Source organism: Flavobacterium sp. ACN2, assembly GCF_002303885.1.
Classification (GTDB): domain Bacteria; phylum Bacteroidota; class Bacteroidia; order Flavobacteriales; family Flavobacteriaceae; genus Flavobacterium.
The window spans coordinates 1-21,595 of record NZ_MRCM01000004.1 but is presented as its reverse complement, the minus strand read 5'-3'; the positions used below and the strand labels follow the sequence as shown (position 1 = coordinate 21,595).

Annotated in this window: 22 protein-coding genes; 14 read left to right on the top strand and 8 right to left on the bottom strand. The window is 34.7% G+C overall.

The annotated features are described in order from the left end of the window. The first annotated feature begins 271 nt into the window (after positions 1–271). From BSF41_RS05580 to BSF41_RS05555, 6 genes are all read left to right on the top strand, one after another. On the top strand, positions 272–727 hold the full coding sequence (locus BSF41_RS05580; RefSeq protein ID WP_095928542.1) for a PA2169 family four-helix-bundle protein: 456 nt from the start codon (positions 272–274) through the stop codon (positions 725–727). A gap of 135 nt (positions 728–862) precedes the next feature. Beyond that, positions 863–1,447, top strand: coding sequence for a hypothetical protein (locus tag BSF41_RS05575; RefSeq protein WP_095928541.1), 585 nt, complete (start codon positions 863–865; stop codon positions 1,445–1,447). Positions 1,448–1,598: 151 nt separating this feature from the next. After that, positions 1,599–3,467 (top strand): U32 family peptidase, encoded by a 1,869-nt coding sequence (locus BSF41_RS05570; RefSeq protein WP_095928540.1) that lies wholly within the window; start codon positions 1,599–1,601, stop codon positions 3,465–3,467. 516 nt (positions 3,468–3,983) lie between these two features. Continuing rightward, complete coding sequence (gene purT / locus BSF41_RS05565) at positions 3,984–5,144, top strand: formate-dependent phosphoribosylglycinamide formyltransferase (protein ID WP_095928539.1); 1,161 nt, start codon at positions 3,984–3,986, stop codon at positions 5,142–5,144. 3 nt (positions 5,145–5,147) lie between these two features. Beyond that, positions 5,148–5,468 (top strand): DUF6370 family protein, encoded by a 321-nt coding sequence (locus BSF41_RS05560; protein ID WP_095928538.1) that lies wholly within the window; start codon positions 5,148–5,150, stop codon positions 5,466–5,468. Continuing rightward, positions 5,468–6,043, top strand: coding sequence for a Crp/Fnr family transcriptional regulator (locus BSF41_RS05555; RefSeq protein WP_073407828.1), 576 nt, complete (start codon positions 5,468–5,470; stop codon positions 6,041–6,043). Before BSF41_RS05560 ends, BSF41_RS05555 begins: the two co-directional genes overlap by 1 nt. Positions 6,044–6,146: 103 nt before the next feature. Here BSF41_RS05555 and aceA read toward each other — a convergent pair whose 3' ends face one another. Then, a complete protein-coding gene (gene aceA, locus BSF41_RS05550) occupies positions 6,147–7,427 on the bottom strand; it encodes an isocitrate lyase (RefSeq protein ID WP_095928537.1) in 1,281 nt (426 codons plus the stop codon). A gap of 165 nt (positions 7,428–7,592) precedes the next feature. Then, entirely contained in the window at positions 7,593–9,194 is a 1,602-nt protein-coding gene (aceB, locus tag BSF41_RS05545; RefSeq protein ID WP_095928536.1) for a malate synthase A, read from the bottom strand. 210 nt (positions 9,195–9,404) lie between these two features. Between aceB and BSF41_RS05540 the strand changes: the two genes are divergently transcribed. From BSF41_RS05540 to BSF41_RS05520, 5 genes are all read left to right on the top strand, one after another. Further along, positions 9,405–10,886 (top strand): helix-turn-helix domain-containing protein, encoded by a 1,482-nt coding sequence (locus tag BSF41_RS05540; protein ID WP_095928535.1) that lies wholly within the window; start codon positions 9,405–9,407, stop codon positions 10,884–10,886. A gap of 6 nt (positions 10,887–10,892) precedes the next feature. After that, entirely contained in the window at positions 10,893–11,252 is a 360-nt protein-coding gene (locus BSF41_RS05535) for a hypothetical protein (RefSeq protein ID WP_095928534.1), read from the top strand. Positions 11,253–11,788: 536 nt separating this feature from the next. Further along, on the top strand, positions 11,789–12,505 hold the full coding sequence (locus BSF41_RS05530) for a pirin family protein (RefSeq protein WP_095928533.1): 717 nt from the start codon (positions 11,789–11,791) through the stop codon (positions 12,503–12,505). Positions 12,506–12,671: 166 nt separating this feature from the next. Continuing rightward, entirely contained in the window at positions 12,672–12,902 is a 231-nt protein-coding gene (locus tag BSF41_RS05525; protein ID WP_095928532.1) for a (4Fe-4S)-binding protein, read from the top strand. Positions 12,903–13,076: 174 nt separating this feature from the next. Beyond that, the gene (locus BSF41_RS05520) at positions 13,077–13,610 is read left to right on the top strand and encodes a YceI family protein (RefSeq protein WP_095928531.1); all 534 of its coding nucleotides are present in this window, start codon (positions 13,077–13,079) and stop codon (positions 13,608–13,610) included. 227 nt (positions 13,611–13,837) lie between these two features. Here BSF41_RS05520 and BSF41_RS05515 read toward each other — a convergent pair whose 3' ends face one another. Beyond that, a complete protein-coding gene (locus BSF41_RS05515) occupies positions 13,838–14,701 on the bottom strand; it encodes a helix-turn-helix domain-containing protein (protein WP_095928530.1) in 864 nt (287 codons plus the stop codon). 179 nt (positions 14,702–14,880) lie between these two features. Here BSF41_RS05515 and BSF41_RS05510 point away from each other — a divergent pair, with 179 nt between their 5' ends. Both BSF41_RS05510 and fabD read left to right on the top strand, forming a co-directional pair. Then, positions 14,881–15,243, top strand: a complete 363-nt coding sequence (locus tag BSF41_RS05510; RefSeq protein WP_095928529.1) for a DUF983 domain-containing protein — start codon at positions 14,881–14,883, stop codon at positions 15,241–15,243. Between the two features lie 70 nt (positions 15,244–15,313). After that, complete coding sequence (gene fabD, locus BSF41_RS05505) at positions 15,314–16,189, top strand: ACP S-malonyltransferase (RefSeq protein WP_095928528.1); 876 nt, start codon at positions 15,314–15,316, stop codon at positions 16,187–16,189. Positions 16,190–16,348: 159 nt separating this feature from the next. Here the strand turns inward: fabD and BSF41_RS05500 are convergent, their stop codons facing one another. From BSF41_RS05500 to BSF41_RS05480, 5 genes are all read right to left on the bottom strand, one after another. Further along, on the bottom strand, positions 16,349–16,597 hold the full coding sequence (locus BSF41_RS05500) for a hypothetical protein (protein WP_095928527.1): 249 nt from the start codon (positions 16,595–16,597) through the stop codon (positions 16,349–16,351). Then, positions 16,585–16,779, bottom strand: a complete 195-nt coding sequence (locus BSF41_RS05495) for a hypothetical protein (protein WP_095928526.1) — start codon at positions 16,777–16,779, stop codon at positions 16,585–16,587. The genes BSF41_RS05500 and BSF41_RS05495 overlap by 13 nt, the downstream gene beginning before the upstream one ends. Positions 16,780–16,829: 50 nt before the next feature. Continuing rightward, entirely contained in the window at positions 16,830–17,735 is a 906-nt protein-coding gene (locus BSF41_RS05490; protein ID WP_095928525.1) for a DMT family transporter, read from the bottom strand. Between the two features lie 81 nt (positions 17,736–17,816). Next, complete coding sequence (gene galE / locus BSF41_RS05485) at positions 17,817–18,833, bottom strand: UDP-glucose 4-epimerase GalE (protein WP_095928524.1); 1,017 nt, start codon at positions 18,831–18,833, stop codon at positions 17,817–17,819. 46 nt (positions 18,834–18,879) lie between these two features. Further along, positions 18,880–20,010, bottom strand: coding sequence for a DegT/DnrJ/EryC1/StrS aminotransferase family protein (locus BSF41_RS05480; protein ID WP_095928523.1), 1,131 nt, complete (start codon positions 20,008–20,010; stop codon positions 18,880–18,882). Positions 20,011–20,148: 138 nt separating this feature from the next. On the opposite strand from BSF41_RS05480, the gene BSF41_RS05475 reads away from it, so the two are divergent. Beyond that, complete coding sequence (locus BSF41_RS05475) at positions 20,149–21,378, top strand: 3-deoxy-D-manno-octulosonic acid transferase (RefSeq protein WP_095928522.1); 1,230 nt, start codon at positions 20,149–20,151, stop codon at positions 21,376–21,378. The last annotated feature ends 217 nt before the right edge of the window (positions 21,379–21,595 follow it).

The window sequence follows — 21,595 nt, the reverse complement described above, 5'->3', positions numbered from 1 at the left end:
TCTATATTTATGGGCGTGTTTCGCTACAAGTCCTCGCACTTCCTTCGTCAGGCTCCGGCTTTCCACTGCTATCCCTCACGCAAACGGAAAACGAGAAAATTCATTTTCAAAATAAAAAAATCTGTTGAATCTGCTAAATCTGCGAGAGAAACACATTAGCACTTTCAAAATTCCCATTCCACAATATTATAAAACCTCAACTGTAATCCTATAAAACATAACACTTAGAAATCGTCAACTTTGTAATGTATTAATTTAAAAACTATTAGTCATGATACATACAGATGAAACCACACAAGAAACCATTAAAACATTAGAAGGATTAATTTCAATTCTTGAAGATGGAAAACTAGGATATACAGACGCGGCAGAACACGTAGAAAATTCAGCAATAAAATCCGACTTTCTTGAGTACGCCCGCGAAAGAGCATTGTTTATTGTAGAACTACAAAACCAAATCAACAAATTAGGAAAATCCACAGATACCTCTGGCGGAGGACCACTTGGCGCACTACACCGAGCTTGGATCGATATTAAATCGGCATTTACTGGCGGCGACACAGAATCAATTATAAACGCTTGTATTACAGGTGAAGAAGCTGCTGTTGAAAAATACAAAAAAGCACTAGAAGAAAATCATTTGGAACACGATCAAGTGTATATCGTTTCAAAACAATTAAATAGTATCCAAAATACTTTATCACAAATTAAAATGAGAGCAAATTAACGATTCATGCTTTTTTTTTGAAAACTGCTCAGTCTTCGGATTGGGCGGTTTTTTTATTGCTTAATTAAGAAAACAATTCTTACATTTGTGGCGCAAAAAAAATCTTAACTAATCAAATAAAATCTAACAAAATTTATGATGCGCTTTCTATTTACATTTGTTCTCTTTATCAGCCTCTTTTCTAATCATTTAAGAGCTCAAGCAACAGGTAACTTCATTAAAGCATCAATAGGTTACGGATCAAGTTCTTCTTATTATATCGAAGATTATGGAAGCCAGGATGAAGTAGATGTTATGGGAGGAGGCCTTTATCTTCAAGGCGAATATATTATAGGACTAAAATCATGGTTTAGTATAAGACCGTACGCTGGTGCCATTTTTGAATCTGTTGATAAAGATCAAAATCTGCAAAATCAACCTCAATATAAAGTAACAACTAATGCTTTTTTGATGGGAGGAAAAGTTCGTCTTTGTGCACCAATTCCATGGGTCGCTCCATTTATTGAAGGTGGTATCGGAACGTCGATTGGCAAATTCGAGACCTTTACACCAAACGTTAATTTTAATAAAAGCGATGTTTTACTACATATTCCATTTAGTATTGGATTGGCTGTCGGCAGACATAATAATTTCGAAATCGGAATTTCTGGGTATTTTCATCCAGCTGCAAAACAGTCTACCGCCGTATTCGCACTTGGGTATAATTTCCCGCTCGATTAATTATCTTTCTTAATCAAAAATTAAAATTAAATCATTCCATATTAAGTTAACAATTTCAAAAAAATCGCTTCATCACTAGCAAACTCGAATAATTTATTAGACCTTTGCACACTTTTTTTCGGGAATACCACAAAAGTCTAAAGTTTTAGAAATGAAGAAGAAAATCGAAATATTAGCTCCTGCTAGAGATTTAATTGGAGGAATCGCCGCCATAAACAGTGGCGCTGATGCTGTATATATTGGTGCGCCACAGTTTGGTGCACGTTCTAACGCCAACAATTCTATTGAAGATGTGGCAGAACTGGTAAAATACGCGCACTTATTTAACGCACAGGTTTTTGTGGTTATGAATACCATTTTGTACGACAATGAATTAGAAACTTGTCGTGCCATGATCTGGGAATTGTACGATATTGGTGTCGACGCCCTGATCATTCAAGATATGGCGATTATGGAAATGGACTTACCTCCTATTGTGCTTCACGCCAGTACACAAGCCAATAATCGTGATGCAGATAAAATTAAATTCCTTAAAGATGCTGGAATCAAACGTGTCGTTTTAGCACGTGAATTAAACTTGCATCAAATTAAAACAATATACGACGAAGCTGATGTTGAACTAGAGTTTTTCGTAACCGGAGCTTTATGTGTTTCTTTTAGCGGAAACTGTTATATGAGTGTGGCCAACGGAGAACGAAGCGCTAACCGTGGTTCATGCGCGCAAAACTGCCGTTTACCTTATAACCTAATCGATGGAAACGGAGATACTTTAATCCGAAACAGTCACTTGCTTTCTATAAAAGATTTAGATGTTTCAGATCAGATTCCGAATTTGATTGAAGCTGGAATCGTTTCTTTCAAAATCGAAGGAAGATTAAAAGACGTTGCTTATGTTAAAAATAACGTATCTTATTTACGTCAAAAACTAGACAGCTATTTAGAAGGAAGTGATAAATACATTAAAGCCTCTTCAGGAAAATGCACGTATACTTTTGATTCTACTTTAAGCAGAACCTTCAATCGTGGTTATACCGATTATTTCGTAAACGAAAGACACAGTTCTATTGGTTCTTGGGAAAGCCCAAAATCAAAAGGACAATATATCGGTAAATTAATTAGAACTATTGGAAACGCTTACGAAATCGAAAACGGCGAATTATTGAACAACGGTGACGGACTTTGCTTTATCAACGAAAATAATGAAGCTGACGGAATCTACGTAAACAAAGCCGAAAACGGAAAAGTATATCCAAACGTTCTAAAAGAAATCAAAGACGGGACTTTCATCTACAGAAACAACGACGCTGCTTTCATCAAAATTGTTGAAAGAGAAGACAGCGCGATCCGTAAAATCGGAACTACTTTATTGCTTACAGAAAACGAAAACGGTTTTGAATTAATCGCTACCGACGAAGATGGAAACATAAGTACAGTAAAATTAGAGCATCCTAAAGAACAAACTAAAACTGGTGAATCGATCGAAGAAAACATTAAAGTTCAATTGGCAAAAACAGGTTTTACACCTTACAGCGCCGATGAAATCAATGTAATGTTCTCTCAAAACTGGTTCCTTCCTATTTCAAAAATCAACGAAATGAGAAGAAATGTTTTCGATCAATTATCAGAAATTCGTTTGGCAAATTACGTGCGCGAAGAGCACCAATTGGTAAAAACGTCACATCCGTATCCAGAAACCAAATTGGATTTCATGTACAATGTTTCGAACAAAACCGCTCGTAAATTCTACGAACGCCACGGTGTTACTGAAATCGAAAAAGCATTCGAATTACAATGGGATCCAGGAAAATCTCGTGTAATGACAACGAAATATTGCATCAAATACGAATTAAAAAAATGCCCAATTCACCAAAAAGACATTGTAGGTGTTAAAGTAAAAGAACCTTTGGTTTTAAAACAAGGAGAGCTTGAATACAAACTAAAATTCAACTGCAAACCTTGTGAAATGGAAATCTGGGAAAAAGATGCCGAATTTGAGATTGAAGAAGATCATTTTCACTAAAAAAGTTTAACCGCAAAGAGCGCAAAGAAATACGCAAGGTTCGCAAAGATTAATTTTAAAATCTTTGCGAACCTTTTTATTTTGGGCGTGTCCCTCCGGGTCGGGCTATCCGCTGCAAGTCCTCGCACTTCCTTCGTCAGGCTGTGGGCTTTCCACTTCTATCCCTCACGCAAACGGTTTTATAAGAACGTTTATGATTATAATTTCCTCAATCTTGTCATTTCGACGTAAGGAGAAATCTTCGCAAGTAACTCCGCTCCAATATGTCAATCTTTGTAGAGTTACTCGTGGAGATTTCTCCTTACGTCGAAATGACAAACTACATGGTTACTTTTATCTTAAGATTTCAATTAAATCAAAATCTGCTGAATCTGCAAAATCTGCGTGAAAAATTCTTTGCGTTTTTTTTATCTTAAAAACAAAAACTTAGCGCTCTTTGCGTAAATCTTTGCGAACTTTGCGGTTAAAAAAAGCTTTTTCCCTACTTTTACTACTCAAAAAATACACTACTCCAAAATGAAAATATTACTCCTAGGTTCAGGCGAATTAGGCAAAGAATTTGTCATTGCCGCACAACGAATCGGACAAACCATAATTGCAGTTGACAGTTACGAAAATGCACCGGCAATGCAGGTTGCTCATGGCTTTGAAGTCATCAACATGCTCGACGGAGAAGCGCTGGACCGAATCGTAGCCAAACACCAACCCGATTTTATCGTTCCAGAAATAGAAGCTATTCGTACCGAGCGTTTTTACGATTACGAAAAACAAGGAATTATCGTTGTTCCTTCAGCAAAAGCGGCAAACTTTACCATGAATCGTAAGGCTATTCGTGATTTAGCAGCAAAAGAATTGGGATTACGAACAGCAAAATATCAATACGCAACATCAGCCGAAGAACTTCAAAAAGCCGTTCAAGAAGTTGGAATTCCTTGCGTTGTAAAACCCCTAATGTCATCTTCAGGAAAAGGACAATCGACAATCAAAACAGAAAGTGATATCGAAAAAGCATGGCAATATGCTGTTGCAGGTTCGCGTGGCGATGTTATAGAAGTTATTGTAGAAGCTTTTGTCGATTTTCATTCAGAAATTACACTTTTAACGATTACTCAAAATAACAATCCTACTTTGTTTTGCGCTCCAATTGGTCACAGACAAGAAAGAGGCGATTATCAAGAAAGTTGGCAACCAGCTTTGGTATCAGAAAAGGATTTATATGAAGCTCAGGATATGGCAGAAAAAATTACGGAAGCACTTGGCGGTGCCGGACTTTTTGGCGTTGAGTTTTTCCTGACCAGTGAAGGCGTTTATTTCTCTGAGCTTTCTCCCCGCCCGCATGATACCGGAATGGTAACTTTAGCAGGAACGCAGAATTTTAACGAATTTGAATTGCATTTGAGAGCGATTTTAAGTCTTCCGATTTTCGAAATTACTTTAGAAAAAGCTGGAGCAAGCGCCGTAATTTTAGCATCTGAAGATTCAGCCAATCCAACTTTTAGCGGAATCGAAAAAGTAGCCGCTTTACCCAAAACCGATTTCAGGATTTTTGGAAAACCGACGTCAAGACCTTACCGCAGAATGGGTGTGGTTTTAAGCCACGATACACTTTCAACTCCAATTAACGAAGTAATAGAGCGTGCCAAAGAAACGGCAAAATTAATAACTGTAAACTCTTAGAAAATGAAAAAACTTATATTTATGATTTTCCTATTTATTGGAATTTCAGCGCAGGCGCAAGACAAAAAGAAATTTGACAAACCAACAATCGTTGAAGCTTCTTGCGGAGAATGTCAGTTCGGAATGAAAGGTAAAAGCTGTGATTTAGCCGTTCGCATTGACGGAAAAAGCTATTTCGTGGACGGAACTACAATTCACGATCACGGAGATGCACACGCAGAAAAAGGTTTTTGTAACGCAATCAGTAAAGCTTTAGTTACGGGAGAAATTAAAGGAGATAGATTTAAAGCAACTTCATTTACCTTAATCGACGATAAAAAATAATGGCATTAATTCTCGAAAACATTGCCAAACACGTTTCTCTGACACCAGAAGAACAGGCGCTTTTTTTATCTAAACTAGAAACCAACACTTACAAAGCCAAAACGCTTTTATTAAACGCCGGCGAAGTCTGCAAACATTCGTATTTTGTAAACTCTGGAATTTTAAGAAGTTTCAATATCAACGACAATATTGTTGAACATGTTTTATCATTTGCCTGCGAAGGCTGGTGGATGAGCGATATGTACAGTTTTTTTTCACAGAAACCAGGACAGCTTTTCATCGAAGTTCTGGAAGAAGCAGAAGTTGTTTCTTTGTCTAAAGAAAATCAGGAACAATTGTATCTTGAAATTCCAAAACTGGAACGTTTTTTCAGAATTTTAATTGAGAATTCATTAGTTGCGAATCAACAGCGATTAATGGACAATTTGAGTTTACCTGCGGAAGAACGTTTCGAAAAATTCACAAAAAAATACGGAACATTGGTACACAAAGTTCCTCAAAAACAAATCGCTTCTTTCATTGGTGTAACACCGGAATTCTTCAGTAAAATGAAAGCTCGCCTTTTGAAAAAGTAAAATTAAACCATTAAGATATTAAGATTCATTAAGCTAAACTTAATCTTCCTTATTTTTAAGGATATAAAACTTAACTTTCTTAATATCTTAATGGTAAAAAAAATTAAAATTGCTCAACCTCTGTAGAATGTTCCATTGCGGTTATTGCTGATTTTCCTAACATTACTGTGTTCTGAACGGCGTCGAAATACGAAGTTCCCACAAAAGACTGATGTTTAACTGCTCTGAATCCGTTTTTTTGTAAAGCGAATTCACGCTCCTGCAATTCAGAATATCCTGCCATTCCGCGCTCTTTGTACGCTTTAGACAATTCGAACATACTCGTATTTAAAGCATGGAATCCTGCTAAAGTGATGAACTGGAAGCTATATCCCATTGCAGCCAAATCTTCTCTAAATGTTTCCATTTCAGCAACTGTTAATTTTGCTGCCCAATTGAAAGACGGAGAACAATTGTAAGCCAGCATTTTATCTGGGAATTCTTTTTTCATTGCTTTTGCAAATTTTCTAGCATAATCTAAATCTGGATTACTAGTTTCCATCCAGATCAAATCGGCGTAAGGTGCGTAACTCAAACCTCTTGCAATTCCTTGATCGATTCCGTTATTTACATAAAAGAAACCTTCAGGCGTTTTCTCGCCCGTTAAAAACTTTCTGTCTCTTGGATCTGCGTCGCTAGTTAATAAATTAGCTGCATCAGCATCTGTTCTTGCCACAATTAAAGTTGAAACGCCCATAACATCTGAAGCCAGTCGTGCTGCAATTAGTTTATTTATCGCTTCCTGAGTTGGCACCAAAACCTTTCCACCCAAGTGTCCGCACTTTTTAGCAGAACTCAGCTGATCTTCAAAATGAACTCCAGAAGCTCCAGCTTCAATCATAGATTTCATCAATTCGAAAGCATTTAAGTTTCCTCCAAAACCTGCTTCAGCATCAGCCACAATGGGAACCAAATAATCTTTTTTATCTTCAATATTATTTACAATCTGAATCTGATCGGCACGCAACAACGCATTGTTAATTTTTTTAACCACCATCGGAACGCTGTTTACTGGGTAAAGTGATTGGTCAGGATACATTTCGCCTGCCAGATTTGCATCAGCAGCAACCTGCCATCCGCTTAAATAAATCGCTTCTAAACCCGCATCGACTTCCTGAATTGCCTGATTTCCAGTCAACGCCCCCAACCCCGCAACATAATCCTGACTTTTTAACTTTCTCCATAATTTTTCTGCACCCATTTTCGCAATAGAATGCTCAATTTTATAAGACCCTTGAAGCGTTACTACTTCGCTTGCGGTGTAAGGACGCTCAACACCTTTCCATCTCGGGTTTGTAATCCAATCGTTAATCAATTCCTGAATTCTGTCTTCTGTTGTTTTCATAATATAGTTTAGTTAAAGTGGTTCGTAAGTTTAGTATTCAGTCGCAGTTTTTAGTTTTCAGTTTAACTGGACTAACTTTTCTCATTTTATCTGCCTGATCTGCAAAATCTGCGGGGAAAAAATTATTCGCTCGCAGATCTGGCAGATTGAGCAGATTTTAAAAGTTTATAAGTATTTGTAACACGGAATCGTCAAGAAATCAACGAAATCTGGATTTACAACTAATCTTTCCAATACTTTTTCAGCCAATGGAAATTGTTGTTTTTCATGATTTTCTTCGCCTAATTCTTCTTTGATTTTTCTGAATTCATCTAAAGCCAATTCATGATAATAAGCCAAATCTAATTTTCGTCCATTATCCAAAAGCACTTTATTCTGAAGCCATTGCCACAATTGCGATCTCGAAATTTCGGCCGTTGCTGCGTCTTCCATCAAATTATGCAATGCTGCAGCGCCTTGTCCGTTCAGCCAGGAAGCCAAATACAAAACTCCAACATTGATATTTTTTCGAACACCATTTTCAGTGATGATTCCAATTGGTGGTTCAATTAGATCAGCTTCCGTAATTTTTCGATGTTCTCTTTTTATATGAATCTGATTTGGAGTTGGCATTCCTTTATCAAAAATATCTTTTGCAACCGCAACCAAATCTGGATGCGCTACCCAAGTTCCGTCATGACCGTTTCGAACTTCACGCTCTTTGTCGGTTTTTACTTTTGCGAAAGCAACTGCATTGGCTTCTTCATTATTTCGAATCGGGATCTGTGCTGCCATTCCGCCAATCGCATGAATTCCTCTTTTATGACATCTCTGAATTACCAAATTCGAATAGGCATTCATAAAAGGCGAAGTCATATTTACCTGATCGCGATCTGGAACAATGAATTTTGGATTTTTTCTAAACTTCTTGATGTATGAGAAAATGTAATCCCAACGTCCGCAATTCAAGCCAACAATATGTTCTTTCAATTCGTGAATAATTTCATCCAGCTGAAAACTTGCTGTTATGGTTTCAATTAAAACCGTCACTTTTATAGTTCCTCTTTTCAGTTTCAAATAATCCTCGGTAAAATCAATTACGTTATTCCACCAGCGTGCTTCCAGATAATGTTCTAATTTCGGAATGTAGAAATAGGGGCCAGAATTATTTTCCAAAAGTCGTTTATGATTATGAAAAACATACAGTCCGAAATCTATCAAAGAACCCGAAACTTCTTTTCCTTCAATAAAAACATGCTTTTCTGGCAAATGCAAACCTCTTGGGCGAACAATCAGCGTTGCTGTTTTTTCATTTAAATGATAGGATTTCTGTTTAACCAAATCTGTAAACGTAATTGTCTTTTTTACGGCATCAATCAAATTCACTTGCCCATCCATCAGGTTTTGCCAAGTTGGCGAAGTGCTGTCTTCAAAATCGGCCATAAATGTTTTGGCTCCCGAATTCAGAGCATTGATAATCATTTTGCGGTCAACTGGGCCAGTAATTTCTACTCTTCGATCCAGTAAATCCTTAGGAATTTCTCCAGCTGTCCAATTACTTTCTCTGATGCTTTTTGTTTCAGGAGTAAAAACGGGCATGATTCCCTGATCAAAAGTGACTTGTTTCTGTTCTCTCTGTAAAAGCAATAATTTTCTTTGCGATTCGAATTTTCTGTGCAATTCGATAATAAACGCAGTCGCTTCTTCTGTCCAGATTTTTGGATAAGCAAGCTTTTTGTCGGCTAGGAATTCTATAGCCATTTCAGTAATCTCTAATTGGTTTTTCATAGCTGCAGATTTTAATTTTTAATTTGACTAAACATATTTTCTATTCAATCCTTTTCATCGCATCAAAACAACTTAATCATAACTAATTCATAATTAACAAGTTTCAACGATACAATGTTATAAAAAAGTTTTTTACAAAACAAGCGAACGTTCGCTAAATTTTAAAAATATTTTTTTGGCGATTATTTTTAGATTACTTACATTTGGATTATGGATATCGAAAAAGACTATATAAAGCTGATTTTTGGGCTAAAAATGAAACAAGTTCGAACGCAAAAAAACTTGTCTCTTTTTGGCTTGGCCAAATTGACCAATCTTTCAAAATCGTACTTAAACGAGATTGAAAAGGGAAAAAAATATCCAAAAACAGATAAAATTTTACTTCTCTGCGAACATTTGGACGTGAATTACGACCAAATGGTGTCGTTAAAACTCGACAACAATCTCGCTCCGATTGGCGAAATCTTGAAATCTGGAATTTTAAAAGAGATTCCACTAGAGCTTTTTGGAATCCAAGAAGCCGATTTAATTGATATTATTGCCAACGCTCCGGCCAAAGTCAATGCATTTATTAGTACGATAATAGAAATTGCACAGCATTATAATTTAAGCCGAGAAAGTTTCTTTTTGGCTGCTTTACGTTCGTATCAGGAAGCGCATAGTAATTATTTTGAAGATTTAGAAGAAAGAGTAATTGCTTTTTCAAAGTCTTTTCAGATTAATCTGGATTCTAAAATCAGCGTTGAAGAACTGGAAGCGATTTTAAAGGAAGAATACGAATACAAGATCAAAGAAATCGTTTTTACAGATCAGGAAGCTTTGGGCGATTTGCGCTCTATTTATGTTCCGACAAGCAAAACTTTATTGCTTTCTACCGAACTTGACGCTCCACAAAAAGCTTTTATTTTAGCTAAAGAAATCGCTTATAATTATCTAAAAATATCCGATCGATTACTGACTTTTAGCTGGATTAAGTTTGAAAATTTCGATCAGGTTTTGCACAACTTTTATGCTTCTTATTTTGCCGGTGCTTTATTATTGCCGAGAAAATTAGTTGTCGATAAAATCAATTCTTTTTTAGAAAATGAAAATCCAAAACCCGAAGAATTTGTTCAATTAATTGAAAGTTTTGAAGTTTCGCCCGAATCTTTTTACCAAAGATTGACCAATTTATTGCCGAAAGATTTTCAGTTGAAAAATTTATTCTTTTTAAGATTGTCACATAAAATCGATTCTGATTTTTACCAGATCAATAAAGAGTTGCATATTACACATCAGCAGGAACCGCACGCTAATGAAACCAACGAACATTATTGCAGAAGATGGGTTTCGGTAAAAACAATTGACGAAGCGATCAAACAAAACAAATCTCATTTTTTTGATGCACAAATATCGAGTTATGCCAATAGCGGAAACGAATATTTGGTTTTTTCATCGGCTACAAAAGATCCTTTCTTGCATGATACCATTCGAAGTATTTCTGTTGGAATTTTGATTAATCCAACAATGAAAAAGAAATTCAAATTCATAGACGGAAAACCTTTGGTGAAACGAATTGTTGGTGTAACTTGTGAGACTTGTGCCGTTAAAGATTGCTTAGAAAGAGCTGCCCCACCAATTGTTTTAGAAAGAAAAAAACGCCACGAGAATACAGATGCTGTTGTACAGCAATTTATGAATCAATATAGTTAGAATGCCATGAAATATTTTGCTTTACTAATCACGCTGTTTTTCATTAACTTCAACCAGAAAACAGATAAACTTAATGGCCGCTACAATTATTTGATTGAAGATGATAATGCCTATATCCTAAAAGATAAAATTACTTTTAAGGACAGCATTTTTGCTTTTGATAACAAATATTTGCCGAAAGGAAAAGTTTCTTATGGCAATGTAATACTACTGGATAATTTCATTAATACCGATTTGATTATCAGTATTCCAAAAGACCAAATCGAAAAAGATACGATTCCTTTTTTCATGCATGATAAGAAAAGTTCTTCTGCGAATTATCTTGATGAAGTGGTTGGGAAAGGGAAATTGGTTAGAATTAAGTAATTCTCTTTTTAATAATCTCGCAAAGACGCGAAGGTGCAAAGTATTATTTTCTTTGAACGCAATCGCTCAACGCAATCTTGTCATCCTGAGGAACGAAAGGTCACACTCGAGACTTCACAAAGATTGACGATTATGCAAGCGGAATTTCTTTTGTGATCCTTCGTTCCTCAGGATGACAAACCGTGTGGTTAATTTGAAGATAAAAAAGACTTTATAATTTCCAATCTTTGTAGAATTACTTGCGAAGATTTCTCCTTCGTCGAAATGACAGACTTTGTGGTAAATAACTTCTTCTGAAAACTAAAACTTCTAATTTAGCCCCGATAGAAGTGGAAATCCTTTTGTGACGGGGTTCGGCACAAAAGATTGCAACGGATAGCGGGACTGAACGTCTTTTGAAAACGATACTTCTGCTCCCTAAAAAACTTAGTATCTCAGCATCTTAGAACCTCAGAATCTTTCTTAATCTACATTAAGTGCTTTTCGTTTACATCGACCGTATCTTTGTACTATCAAAATCAATAAAAGACAAAATCATGGAAAATATAGTATTGCACAAAGCAGACACAAGAGGAAACGCAAATCACGGATGGTTGAACGCTTATCATAGCTTTAGTTTTGCGAGCTGGTACAATCCGGATAGAATTCAGTTTGGAGCACTTCGCGTTTTGAACGATGATACAATTGCTGCGGGAATGGGATTTGGGACTCACCCTCACGATAATATGGAAATTATTACTATTCCGTTGGAAGGAGATTTGGCTCATAAAGACAGTATGGGAAATACGGAAGTGATCAAAAACGGTGATATTCAGGTAATGAGTGCAGGAACTGGAATTCAGCATAGTGAGTTTAATCCGAATGAAGATCAGCAGACTAAATTGTTGCAGATTTGGTTGTTTCCAAACAAAAGAAATGTTACGCCACGTTATCAGCAAATTACTTTGGATGTTGCCGATAGACATAATAAATTGTCTCAGGTTTTATCTCCAAATGCAGATGATGAAGGGGTTTGGATTCACCAAGATGCTTGGTTCAATATGGGCAATTTCGATTCTGGAGTTACTACCGAATATAAAATCAAAAAAGAAGGAAACGGAGTTTATGCTTTCGTTTTAAAAGGAAATGTAACCATCAACGGTCATGAATTAAATTCTCGTGATGCGGTTGGAATTTCAGGAACTGATACTTTAAATATTAAAGCGAATACAGATGCTGAATTTTTATTAATGGACGTTCCGATGAATTATTAATTCAAACAAAAACAATTAATACCTGTACTTTGAAACGATAATAAATCTGAAAATCAGATTATTATCGTTTCTTTTTTTGTTCCATTTCAAAAAAAGAAAGACTAACTTTATGAATAAGAAATTGGTCTGACTTTAAAATTAAATTCATCCTTAAAATTTTAAAACCATGAATCCAAATAACCTAACTAAAGAATACACAAACGGAGAAGTTACGATTGTATGGCAATCTGGAAAATGCATTCATTCGGCAAATTGTGTCAAAAACAATCCGGATGTCTTTCGTCCAAAAGAAAAACCATGGATTACTCCAGAAAAATCTACAACTGAGAAAATAATTTCGACAGTTAATAAATGTCCGTCGGGAGCGCTGACTTATTATCTTAATAATTCCAAATAACAAAAGACCTAACAGCTTTTAAAAACCTGTTAGGTCTGTACTTCATAAACAAAATCTAATAATCAAAAAATTATCACATTTTTCATTTCTTAATCTAGGTTAAGTGCTCCAGGACAACTGTCACCGTAACTTTGTCCTATCAAAATGAAATTAATTATTTAAAAAAATAAAATTATGGCAACTACAAAATGGTCAATTGACCCAACTCACTCAGAAATTGGTTTTAAAGTTAAACACATGATGTTTACTAATGTTTCAGGAAAATTTGGAACTTATGATGCTTCTGCAATCACAGAAGGAGAAAGTTTTGATAATGCAGATTTCAGTTTTTCTGCTGATATTGCTTCAGTAGACACTGCAAACGCGGATCGTGACGGACATTTAAGAAGCGGTGATTTCTTTGACGCTGAAAATCACCCGAAATTAACTTTCAAATCTTCTGCTTTCAAAAAAATCAATGATGGTGAATATGAATTAACTGGAGATTTAGACATTAAAGGTGTTTCTAAAACAGTAAAATTCCCAGTTGAATTTAGCGGAATCATGACTGATCCTTGGGGAAATACAAAAGTAGGCTTAAGCATAGAAGGAAAAATTAATCGTAAAGATTGGGGTTTAAACTGGAACTCAGCTCTTGAAACAGGTGGTGTTTTGGTAGGTGAAGAAGTAAAATTAAACATCGAATTACAATTTGTAAAACAAGCCTAATTAAGCATTCTCGGATTTAATTGGTTGGTTATTGAAGCCCTGCATTTTGCAGGGCTTTTTTTTGTTTGCCACGAATTGCACAAATTTTCACTAATTTTTTCTCACAAAGCCGAAATTTTTGCCACAGATTTAAAGGATTTCCACAGATTAGAAATCCAAATAATCTTTTTAATCTGTGGCAAAAAATAATTCGTGGAAATTTGTGCAATTAGTGGCTATAAAAAAAATCAACGTACCGTGTTTCTAAATTCAGTCGGCGACATTCCGGTTTGTTTTTTGAAGAATCTGGAGAAATACGAATAATCCTCGTAACCTACTTTAAAGGCAACTTCGCTTACTGCTAATTGCTTATCGATCAGCATTCTTTTTATTTCGAGAATAACACGATCTGTGATTACTTCTGTGGCTGTTTTTTGGAGAATTTCATTGCAAATTCTGTTTAAATGCTTCAGCGTAATATTTAGTCTTTCTGCATAAAACGAAGGCAGTTTTTCGGTTCTGAAATATTCTTCTAAAAGCGATTCAAACGTATTGATTTTAATATTGTAAGAATGGGTTTGATGCGAATACGTTTCGCCATATTTTCTAGCGACTTCAATATGAATGCAATCCAATAGATTCAATAATTTGTCTAATTGGTATTTATTAGCTTGACTATTTTCCTGAATCAACAAATCGAAATAAGGTAGGATTTTCGGGATTTCCTTTTCTTCAAAAACCATCTCGGGACGGTTTTGAATGGAATGGTAAAAATTGTAATCGTTGATCTTTTTTTGTCCGAAATACAAATTGTACAATTCTTGAGAAAAAATAATAACGAAACCTTGAATATCTTCCGATAAATTCCAATGGTGCATTTGTCCTGGCTGTAACACAAAAAGACTTCCTCTTTTTATATCAAATTGATCAAAATCAACTTCATGCAATCCCGAACCTTTTGTAAAAAAGACCATTAAGTACGAATCATGTCGGTGCGGTTCTTCTACAAAACTGTGATTTTTTAAATGCTCCGTAAAAGTATTGACATAGAAATCGCGGTGAATATCGTTACAGCTAAAATTCTGAACACTATAAATGGGATATTTTTTCATAAATAAGTATTATTTATTTTTTTGATTATAAAAATCACCGTTTTCCATTTTATAATTTGGAATTTGTTTTTTGAAAATTTAATCAAAAATGTCTTTATTGTGCTATAATAAGCGAAGATACTAAAAAGACTTTTATAATGCTCTTAATTACCTTTGTATAAACAAAAATCAACAATATCATGTCAAGCGCATTAACTCATATTTTAAAAAACGAATGTCCTGTTTGTCATAAAGGAAAAGTTTTTACAGACAAAAATATTTTTCTGAATTTCAGTTTTCCAAAAATGAATGAATACTGCAGCCATTGCAATTATAAATTCCAAAAAGAGCCTGGTTATTTCTTTGGCGCTATGTATGTAAACTACGGATTAACAGTTGCTCAAGGAATTGCAACCTATTGTATTGCTCAATTTTTCTTTGAGAAAAATTTCGATTTAAGAATCATTCCAATTATTGCTGTGGTTATTACTTTACTGACTCCTTTTAATCTTAGATTTTCAAGATTAGCATGGATTTATATGTTTAAGGGATATACGAGCTAAAAAAAATAGTACTTTTGCCTTTCAATTGAAACTAATTTTCAATCAAAAAAATAAAAAACAAATTAGACAAATGAAAGCATACGTATTTCCGGGTCAAGGAGCGCAATTCACAGGAATGGGTAAAGACCTTTATGAAAATTCGGCTTTAGCCAAAGAATTATTCGAAAAAGCCAATGAAATTTTAGGTTTTAGAATTACAGATATTATGTTTGAAGGTACTGCCGAAGAACTAAAAGAAACTAAAGTTACGCAGCCAGCAGTGTTTTTGCACTCTGTTATTTTAGCTAAAACTTTAGGCGAAGATTTTAAACCAGAAATGGTTGCAGGACATTCATTAGGAGAATTTTCAGCTTTGGTTGCTAATGGAACTTTATCTTTTGAAGATGGTCTTAAATTAGTTTCTCAGCGTGCTTTGGCAATGCAAAAAGCTTGCGAAATCACTCCATCAACAATGGCTGCTGTTTTAGGTTTGGCTGATAATGTTGTAGAAGAAGTTTGCGCTTCTATCGATGGTGTTGTGGTTGCTGCTAACTATAACTGCCCTGGTCAATTAGTTATTTCTGGTGAAACTACTGCTGTTGAAAAAGCTTGTGAAGCAATGAAAGCTGCTGGAGCAAAACGTGCTTTGATTTTACCTGTTGGAGGAGCTTTTCACTCTCCAATGATGGAACCAGCAAGAGAAGAATTGGCTGCCGCAATTGAAGCAACTACTTTCTCTGCCCCTATTTGCCCAGTGTATCAAAATGTAACTGCAAGTGCAGTTTCTGATGCTAATGAAATTAAAAAGAACTTAATCATTCAGTTAACTGCTCCTGTAAAATGGACTCAGTCTGTACAGCAAATGATCGCCGACGGTGCTACTTTGTTTACTGAAGTTGGTCCTGGAAAAGTATTAACTGGTTTGATTAATAAAATTGATAAAGAAGCGGTTACTGCGAATGCTTAATTTTTAGTATTCAGTCGCAGTGATAGTTTTCAGTCATTAACTGCATAAAAAAATCCTCATGAACAGATTGTTTATGAGGATTTTTGTTTTTATATCTCTTTTGCTTCTTCGCTGTAATTATTTAGAATTCCGGTAATCAAATAATTTTGATTGCTTTTTTCAAAAAAAAATATACCAAGTTGTTCTTGCATTAGATTTATAAAAGATATAATTTAAACCTAAATATTGAAGAGCTTTTGGAGTTTTCTTGTGAGGAAAACTTGAAACACTTGAAATAATAAAACCAACTATTTTATCTATATAATTCTGAGCAGATTCAGAAAAACCAAAGTACTCTTCCTTAAAAAGTGTATAGACTAAATTATCAAAATATTCCAGAACGTTATTTTCAAAAATTATTTTTTCCAAGGATAAGCTTTTATTCTTTTAGACATTTCAGCTTTAAACTCCTCCGGCGTTAACCCTTTTGCAAATTCCGCATCAAAATCAAAAGTTTCACGATCTATACCTTTAAATTTTGGTTTTTGAACTTCATATTCAACTGCAGGTTCTTCAACCTTGTTCTTTTTATTTTCTTTATCCAAACTCATTATTCCTACATTTTAATCTTACAAATTTACAAAATAAAATGAATCAAATTTTATAAAACTTTCTTTTCCTTCTTTTTGTAATTAATAATAAAAACTCCCAAAATGATCAGGATTGTTGCAATTATAAAATCAATGGTAATTTTTTCATCCAAAATCAGCCAGCCAAAAAATACTGCAATTATGGTGTTGATATATGCTAAAATAGAAACCTGAACTGGCGTGACGTGTTTCAGAGCATAATTATAGCTAAAAAAAGCAATTACAGATCCAAAAATCGACAAATACAATGCTGCTAAAATACTTTTAGAACTCCATAAATTCACATCAATAGTAGGCGAAAAAATAAATGCTAAAACAATCTGAATGCACGAAGCCATCGTAAACTGGTAAAATAAATTAAGAACGATATTTTTAGATTTATTCCCATGAAGTTTGGTATAAATTGTTCCACCGGCCCAAGCAGTAATCGCAAATCCCATAAACATCATTCCGATTCTGTAATCGGCATCTAAAAAAGATCCTAGTCCGTCTTTAAATATAAAAACGACTCCTGAAAATCCTATTATAACTCCAATAAATCCTCTCAAACTTGGTTTTTGTAGTTTAAATAAAATACTGCCCAGAAAAATAAGTATAGGAGACATAGCACTGATTACCGAAGCCAGTCCGCTTGGCACAGTCTGCTCAGCAACAGTTGTAAAACCATTTGCAATTACAATCATCAAAATAGAAGGAACAAGCTGATGTTTTAAATTTTCCCACCCAATCCATTTCAATTCTTTTTTAAACAATAAAATAATCATCATGATGATTCCCGCCAATCCCTGACGAATTGAAGTTACAAACCAAGGCGGAATAGTCTCAACCGCAACACGAATTCCTAAAAAGGTAGTTCCCCAAATAATTCCAACAGCCGCTAAGGCAAATATTAATTTATAATCTAAACTTTGTTTCATGATAGTTGATACGCTAAAAAAAAATCCCAAACTATAGTACTATAATTTGGGATCTTAAAATTTATAATTTTATTTAAAAAACTATTTATTCCTCACTTTTTGTTCCCATTTCCAAGCACTTGCCATAGCTTCGTCTAAACTTAGTTCAGCCTTCCATCCTAAGACATTATTTGCCTTATCAGTATTCGCGTAAGCTTCAGTAATATCACCTTCACGACGAGGCATCATCTTATAAGGCAATTTTTTATCGCTGACTTTTTCAAAACTATGAATGACCTCCAAAACAGAACTTCCTTTTCCTGTTCCTAAATTGAAGGTTTCTACTTTTGCTAAATTCTTTTTGTTTAACAAACGCTGCAAAGCAATTACGTGGGCTTTTGCTAAATCGACAACGTGAATGTAATCGCGAACAGCAGTTCCGTCTGGAGTTGGGTAATCATTACCAAAAACAGATAATTCCTGGCGCAACCCTACACCTGTTTGTGTAATAAAAGGCACTAAATTTTGAGGAACACCCAAAGGCAATTCTCCAATTTCTACCGATTCGTGTGCTCCAACTGGGTTAAAATAACGCAATAAAATTGCACTGATATTAGTAACTTTAGCTGTGTCTGTAATGATTTCTTCGCCAATCTGTTTGGTGTTTCCATAAGGAGACATTGCCGCCTGAACCGGAGCATCTTCTGTAATTGGCATTTTTTCGGCTTGACCGTAAACTGTACAAGACGAGCTGAAAATGAAACTTGCTTCTGGTTTTTGCTGTAATTCCTGTAAAAGATAAATTAAACTGCTAATATTGTTTTCATAATACAATAAAGGCTGCTCAACACTTTCGCCCACTGCTTTTGAAGCCGCAAAATGAATTACCCCAGTAACATCATTATGTTTTTTAAAAAAATCCTGCACAGCAGTTTTTTCTCTTAAATCTAATTTTTCGAATAAAGGTGTTTTTCCTGTAATTGCTGTAATTCCATTTAAAACATCTTCTGAAGAATTGGAAAGGTTATCAATAATCACTACTTCGAAGCCTTCATTCTGCAATTCGACTACGGTGTGAGATCCAATAAATCCTAATCCTCCTGTTACTAATACTTTCATTTCGTGGTTGTTTGTGGTTATATTTTGGCTAATACTTAAAATTGTCTTATTTTAAAAATTCGATTACGCTATCTGTAATATATTTAATCTGCTCATCATCAAGTTCTGTATGCATTGGTAAAGCAATTACTTCTTGAACTAATTGATTTGTTACAGGAAATTGTTCTTCTTTATAACGAGGATCTAAATATGCTTTTTGAGAGTGAAGCGGAATTGGATAATAAATTGCACAAGGAATTCCTTTATCCAATAAATGCTGCATCAAAGCATTACGATCTGCATCAACGATTCTTAATACATATTGATGAAAAACGTGATCATTTTCGTTTGCATCAAAATCTGGAGTTATGATATGCGCATTTCCAGCAAAAGCAGCATTGTATTTAGTTGCAGCCAAACGACGTGCTTGATTGTATTCATCTAAAAGTGGCAATTTTGCATTTAAAACTCCAGCCTGAATACTATCTAAACGTGAATTTACACCTACAACATCGTGGTGGTAGCGCTCATACATTCCGTGATTTACGATTCCGCGGATAATGTGAGCCAATTTATCATCATTTGTAAAAATCGCTCCTCCGTCACCATAACATCCTAAGTTTTTAGATGGGAAGAATGAAGTTGCTGCCACGTGACTAATTGTTCCAACTTTAACTTTTGATCCAGATTTAGAAATATAATCTGCACCAATTGCCTGAGCATTATCTTCGATTACATATAAATTGTATTGAGCTGCAATTTCCATAATCGCATCCATATTTGCAGCGCGTCCAAATAAATGAACAGGAACAATCGCTTTTGTTTTTGGCGTAATTGCTTTTTTCACCGCATCAATATCGATGTTCATATTATGCAAATCAACATCAACCAAAACGGGTGTTAATTGCAATAAAGCAATCACCTCAACAGTAGCAGCAAAAGTAAAATCGGCAGTGATAACTTCGTCTCCAGGCTGAAGACCAAGTCCCATCATTGCAATCTGCAACGCATCAGTACCATTTGCACAAGGAATAACGTGTTTCGCGCCTAAATAATCTTCAAGATTTTTTTGAAACTGATGAACTAAAGGTCCGTTGATATAAGTATTTGTATCTAAAACTTCTTGAATTGAAGCGTCTACAGTCGATTTTATTTTTTCGTATTGACTCTTTAAGTCAACCATTTGTATTTTTTTCATTTTGAATCTATTTAAAAAAAATTAAAGACACCGTTTTCAGGCAGAAATCTCTAAAAGGAGGAACAAAAATAGTTATTAATAGCTTCAAACCAATGAAAATAGTCGAAAGAAATGTAATTTAGCTGCAAAAAAAATTACATGCTTTTTTTATACAATCTAACCATTTACATCGCAGGATTTTTCTTAAAAATCATAGCGCTATTTAGTCCGAAAATTAAGCTTTTTATTGAAGGCCGAAAAAATGTATTTTCAGTATTAGAAGAAAAAATTAAAGCAGACGACAAAACAATCTGGTTTCATTCTGCCTCACTTGGCGAATATGAACAAGGACTTCCTGTTATAGAAAAAATCAAAGAAAAATATCCATCTCACAAAATTATTGTAACCTTTTTTTCACCATCTGGATACGAAGTGCGTAAAAATAACACAGTTGCCGATGTGACCATTTATTTACCGCTTGACACAAAAAGCAATGCGAAAAGATTTTTAAAGCTCGTTCATCCCGAATTTGCTTTTTTTATCAAATACGAATTCTGGCTTAACTATTTAAAGGAATTAGAAAAAAGCAAAACACCAACTTATCTGATTTCGGGAATTTTCAGAGACAATCAGATGTTTTTTAAATGGTATGGCGGTTTTTACAGAAAAGCCCTGAATACTTTCACTTATTTTTTTGTTCAAAATGAAAGCTCCAAACAAAAAATTGAATCAATTGGATTTCATAACGTAATTGTTTCTGGTGACACTCGTTTTGATCGCGTAAATGCTATTTTAGAAAGAGACAATCGCTTGGATTTTGTTGAGAATTTTAAAAACAATCAGCCGACAATTGTCGTTGGAAGCTCATGGCCAAAAGACGAGATTTTAATTGCCGAATACATTAATCAAGCGCCTGAAAATATAAAATTCATAATTGCTCCACACAATATTAAACCGGATCAGATTTCAGATCTTCTGTCAAAAATCACGAAACCAACGGTTCTATTTTCAGAAAAAGAAAACAAAGATTTATCTGATTACAGCGTTTTTATAATAGATACTATTGGAATTTTGACTAAGATCTATAGTTACAGCACCATTGCTTATGTAGGCGGCGGATTTGGAAACCCAGGAATACACAATATACTAGAGCCTGCTACTTTTGGAATTCCAATTGTAATTGGCCCTAATTATTCGAAGTTTGCAGAAGCAGTTGATTTAGTGAAAATTGGCGGCTGCATGCCCATATCAACAGGCGAAGAACTTAAAGCCGTTTTTGACCAATTATTGAATGATAAAAACTTTCTAGAAGAAAAAAGCGCAATCTGCAAATCGTTTATTCAAGACCATAAAGGAGCCACTGAAACGATCATGAAACTCATCTCATAGCCTTTTGACTTGATAAAGGTGTTAAAATTGAAGAAAAAAGCAAAAACCATTCTGCTGAAATACTCTTAAAAAACAAAACAAACCCTTAATCAAAGAAACTAAATAACTGATTTTCATAAAGATTATTCAACAAAAAATTATTTAGACGAGAAATTAGATAATTTAAGAAAAATTTATAATTTTGGCATATTCTTTGATAAATAAGATAAACGTGAGT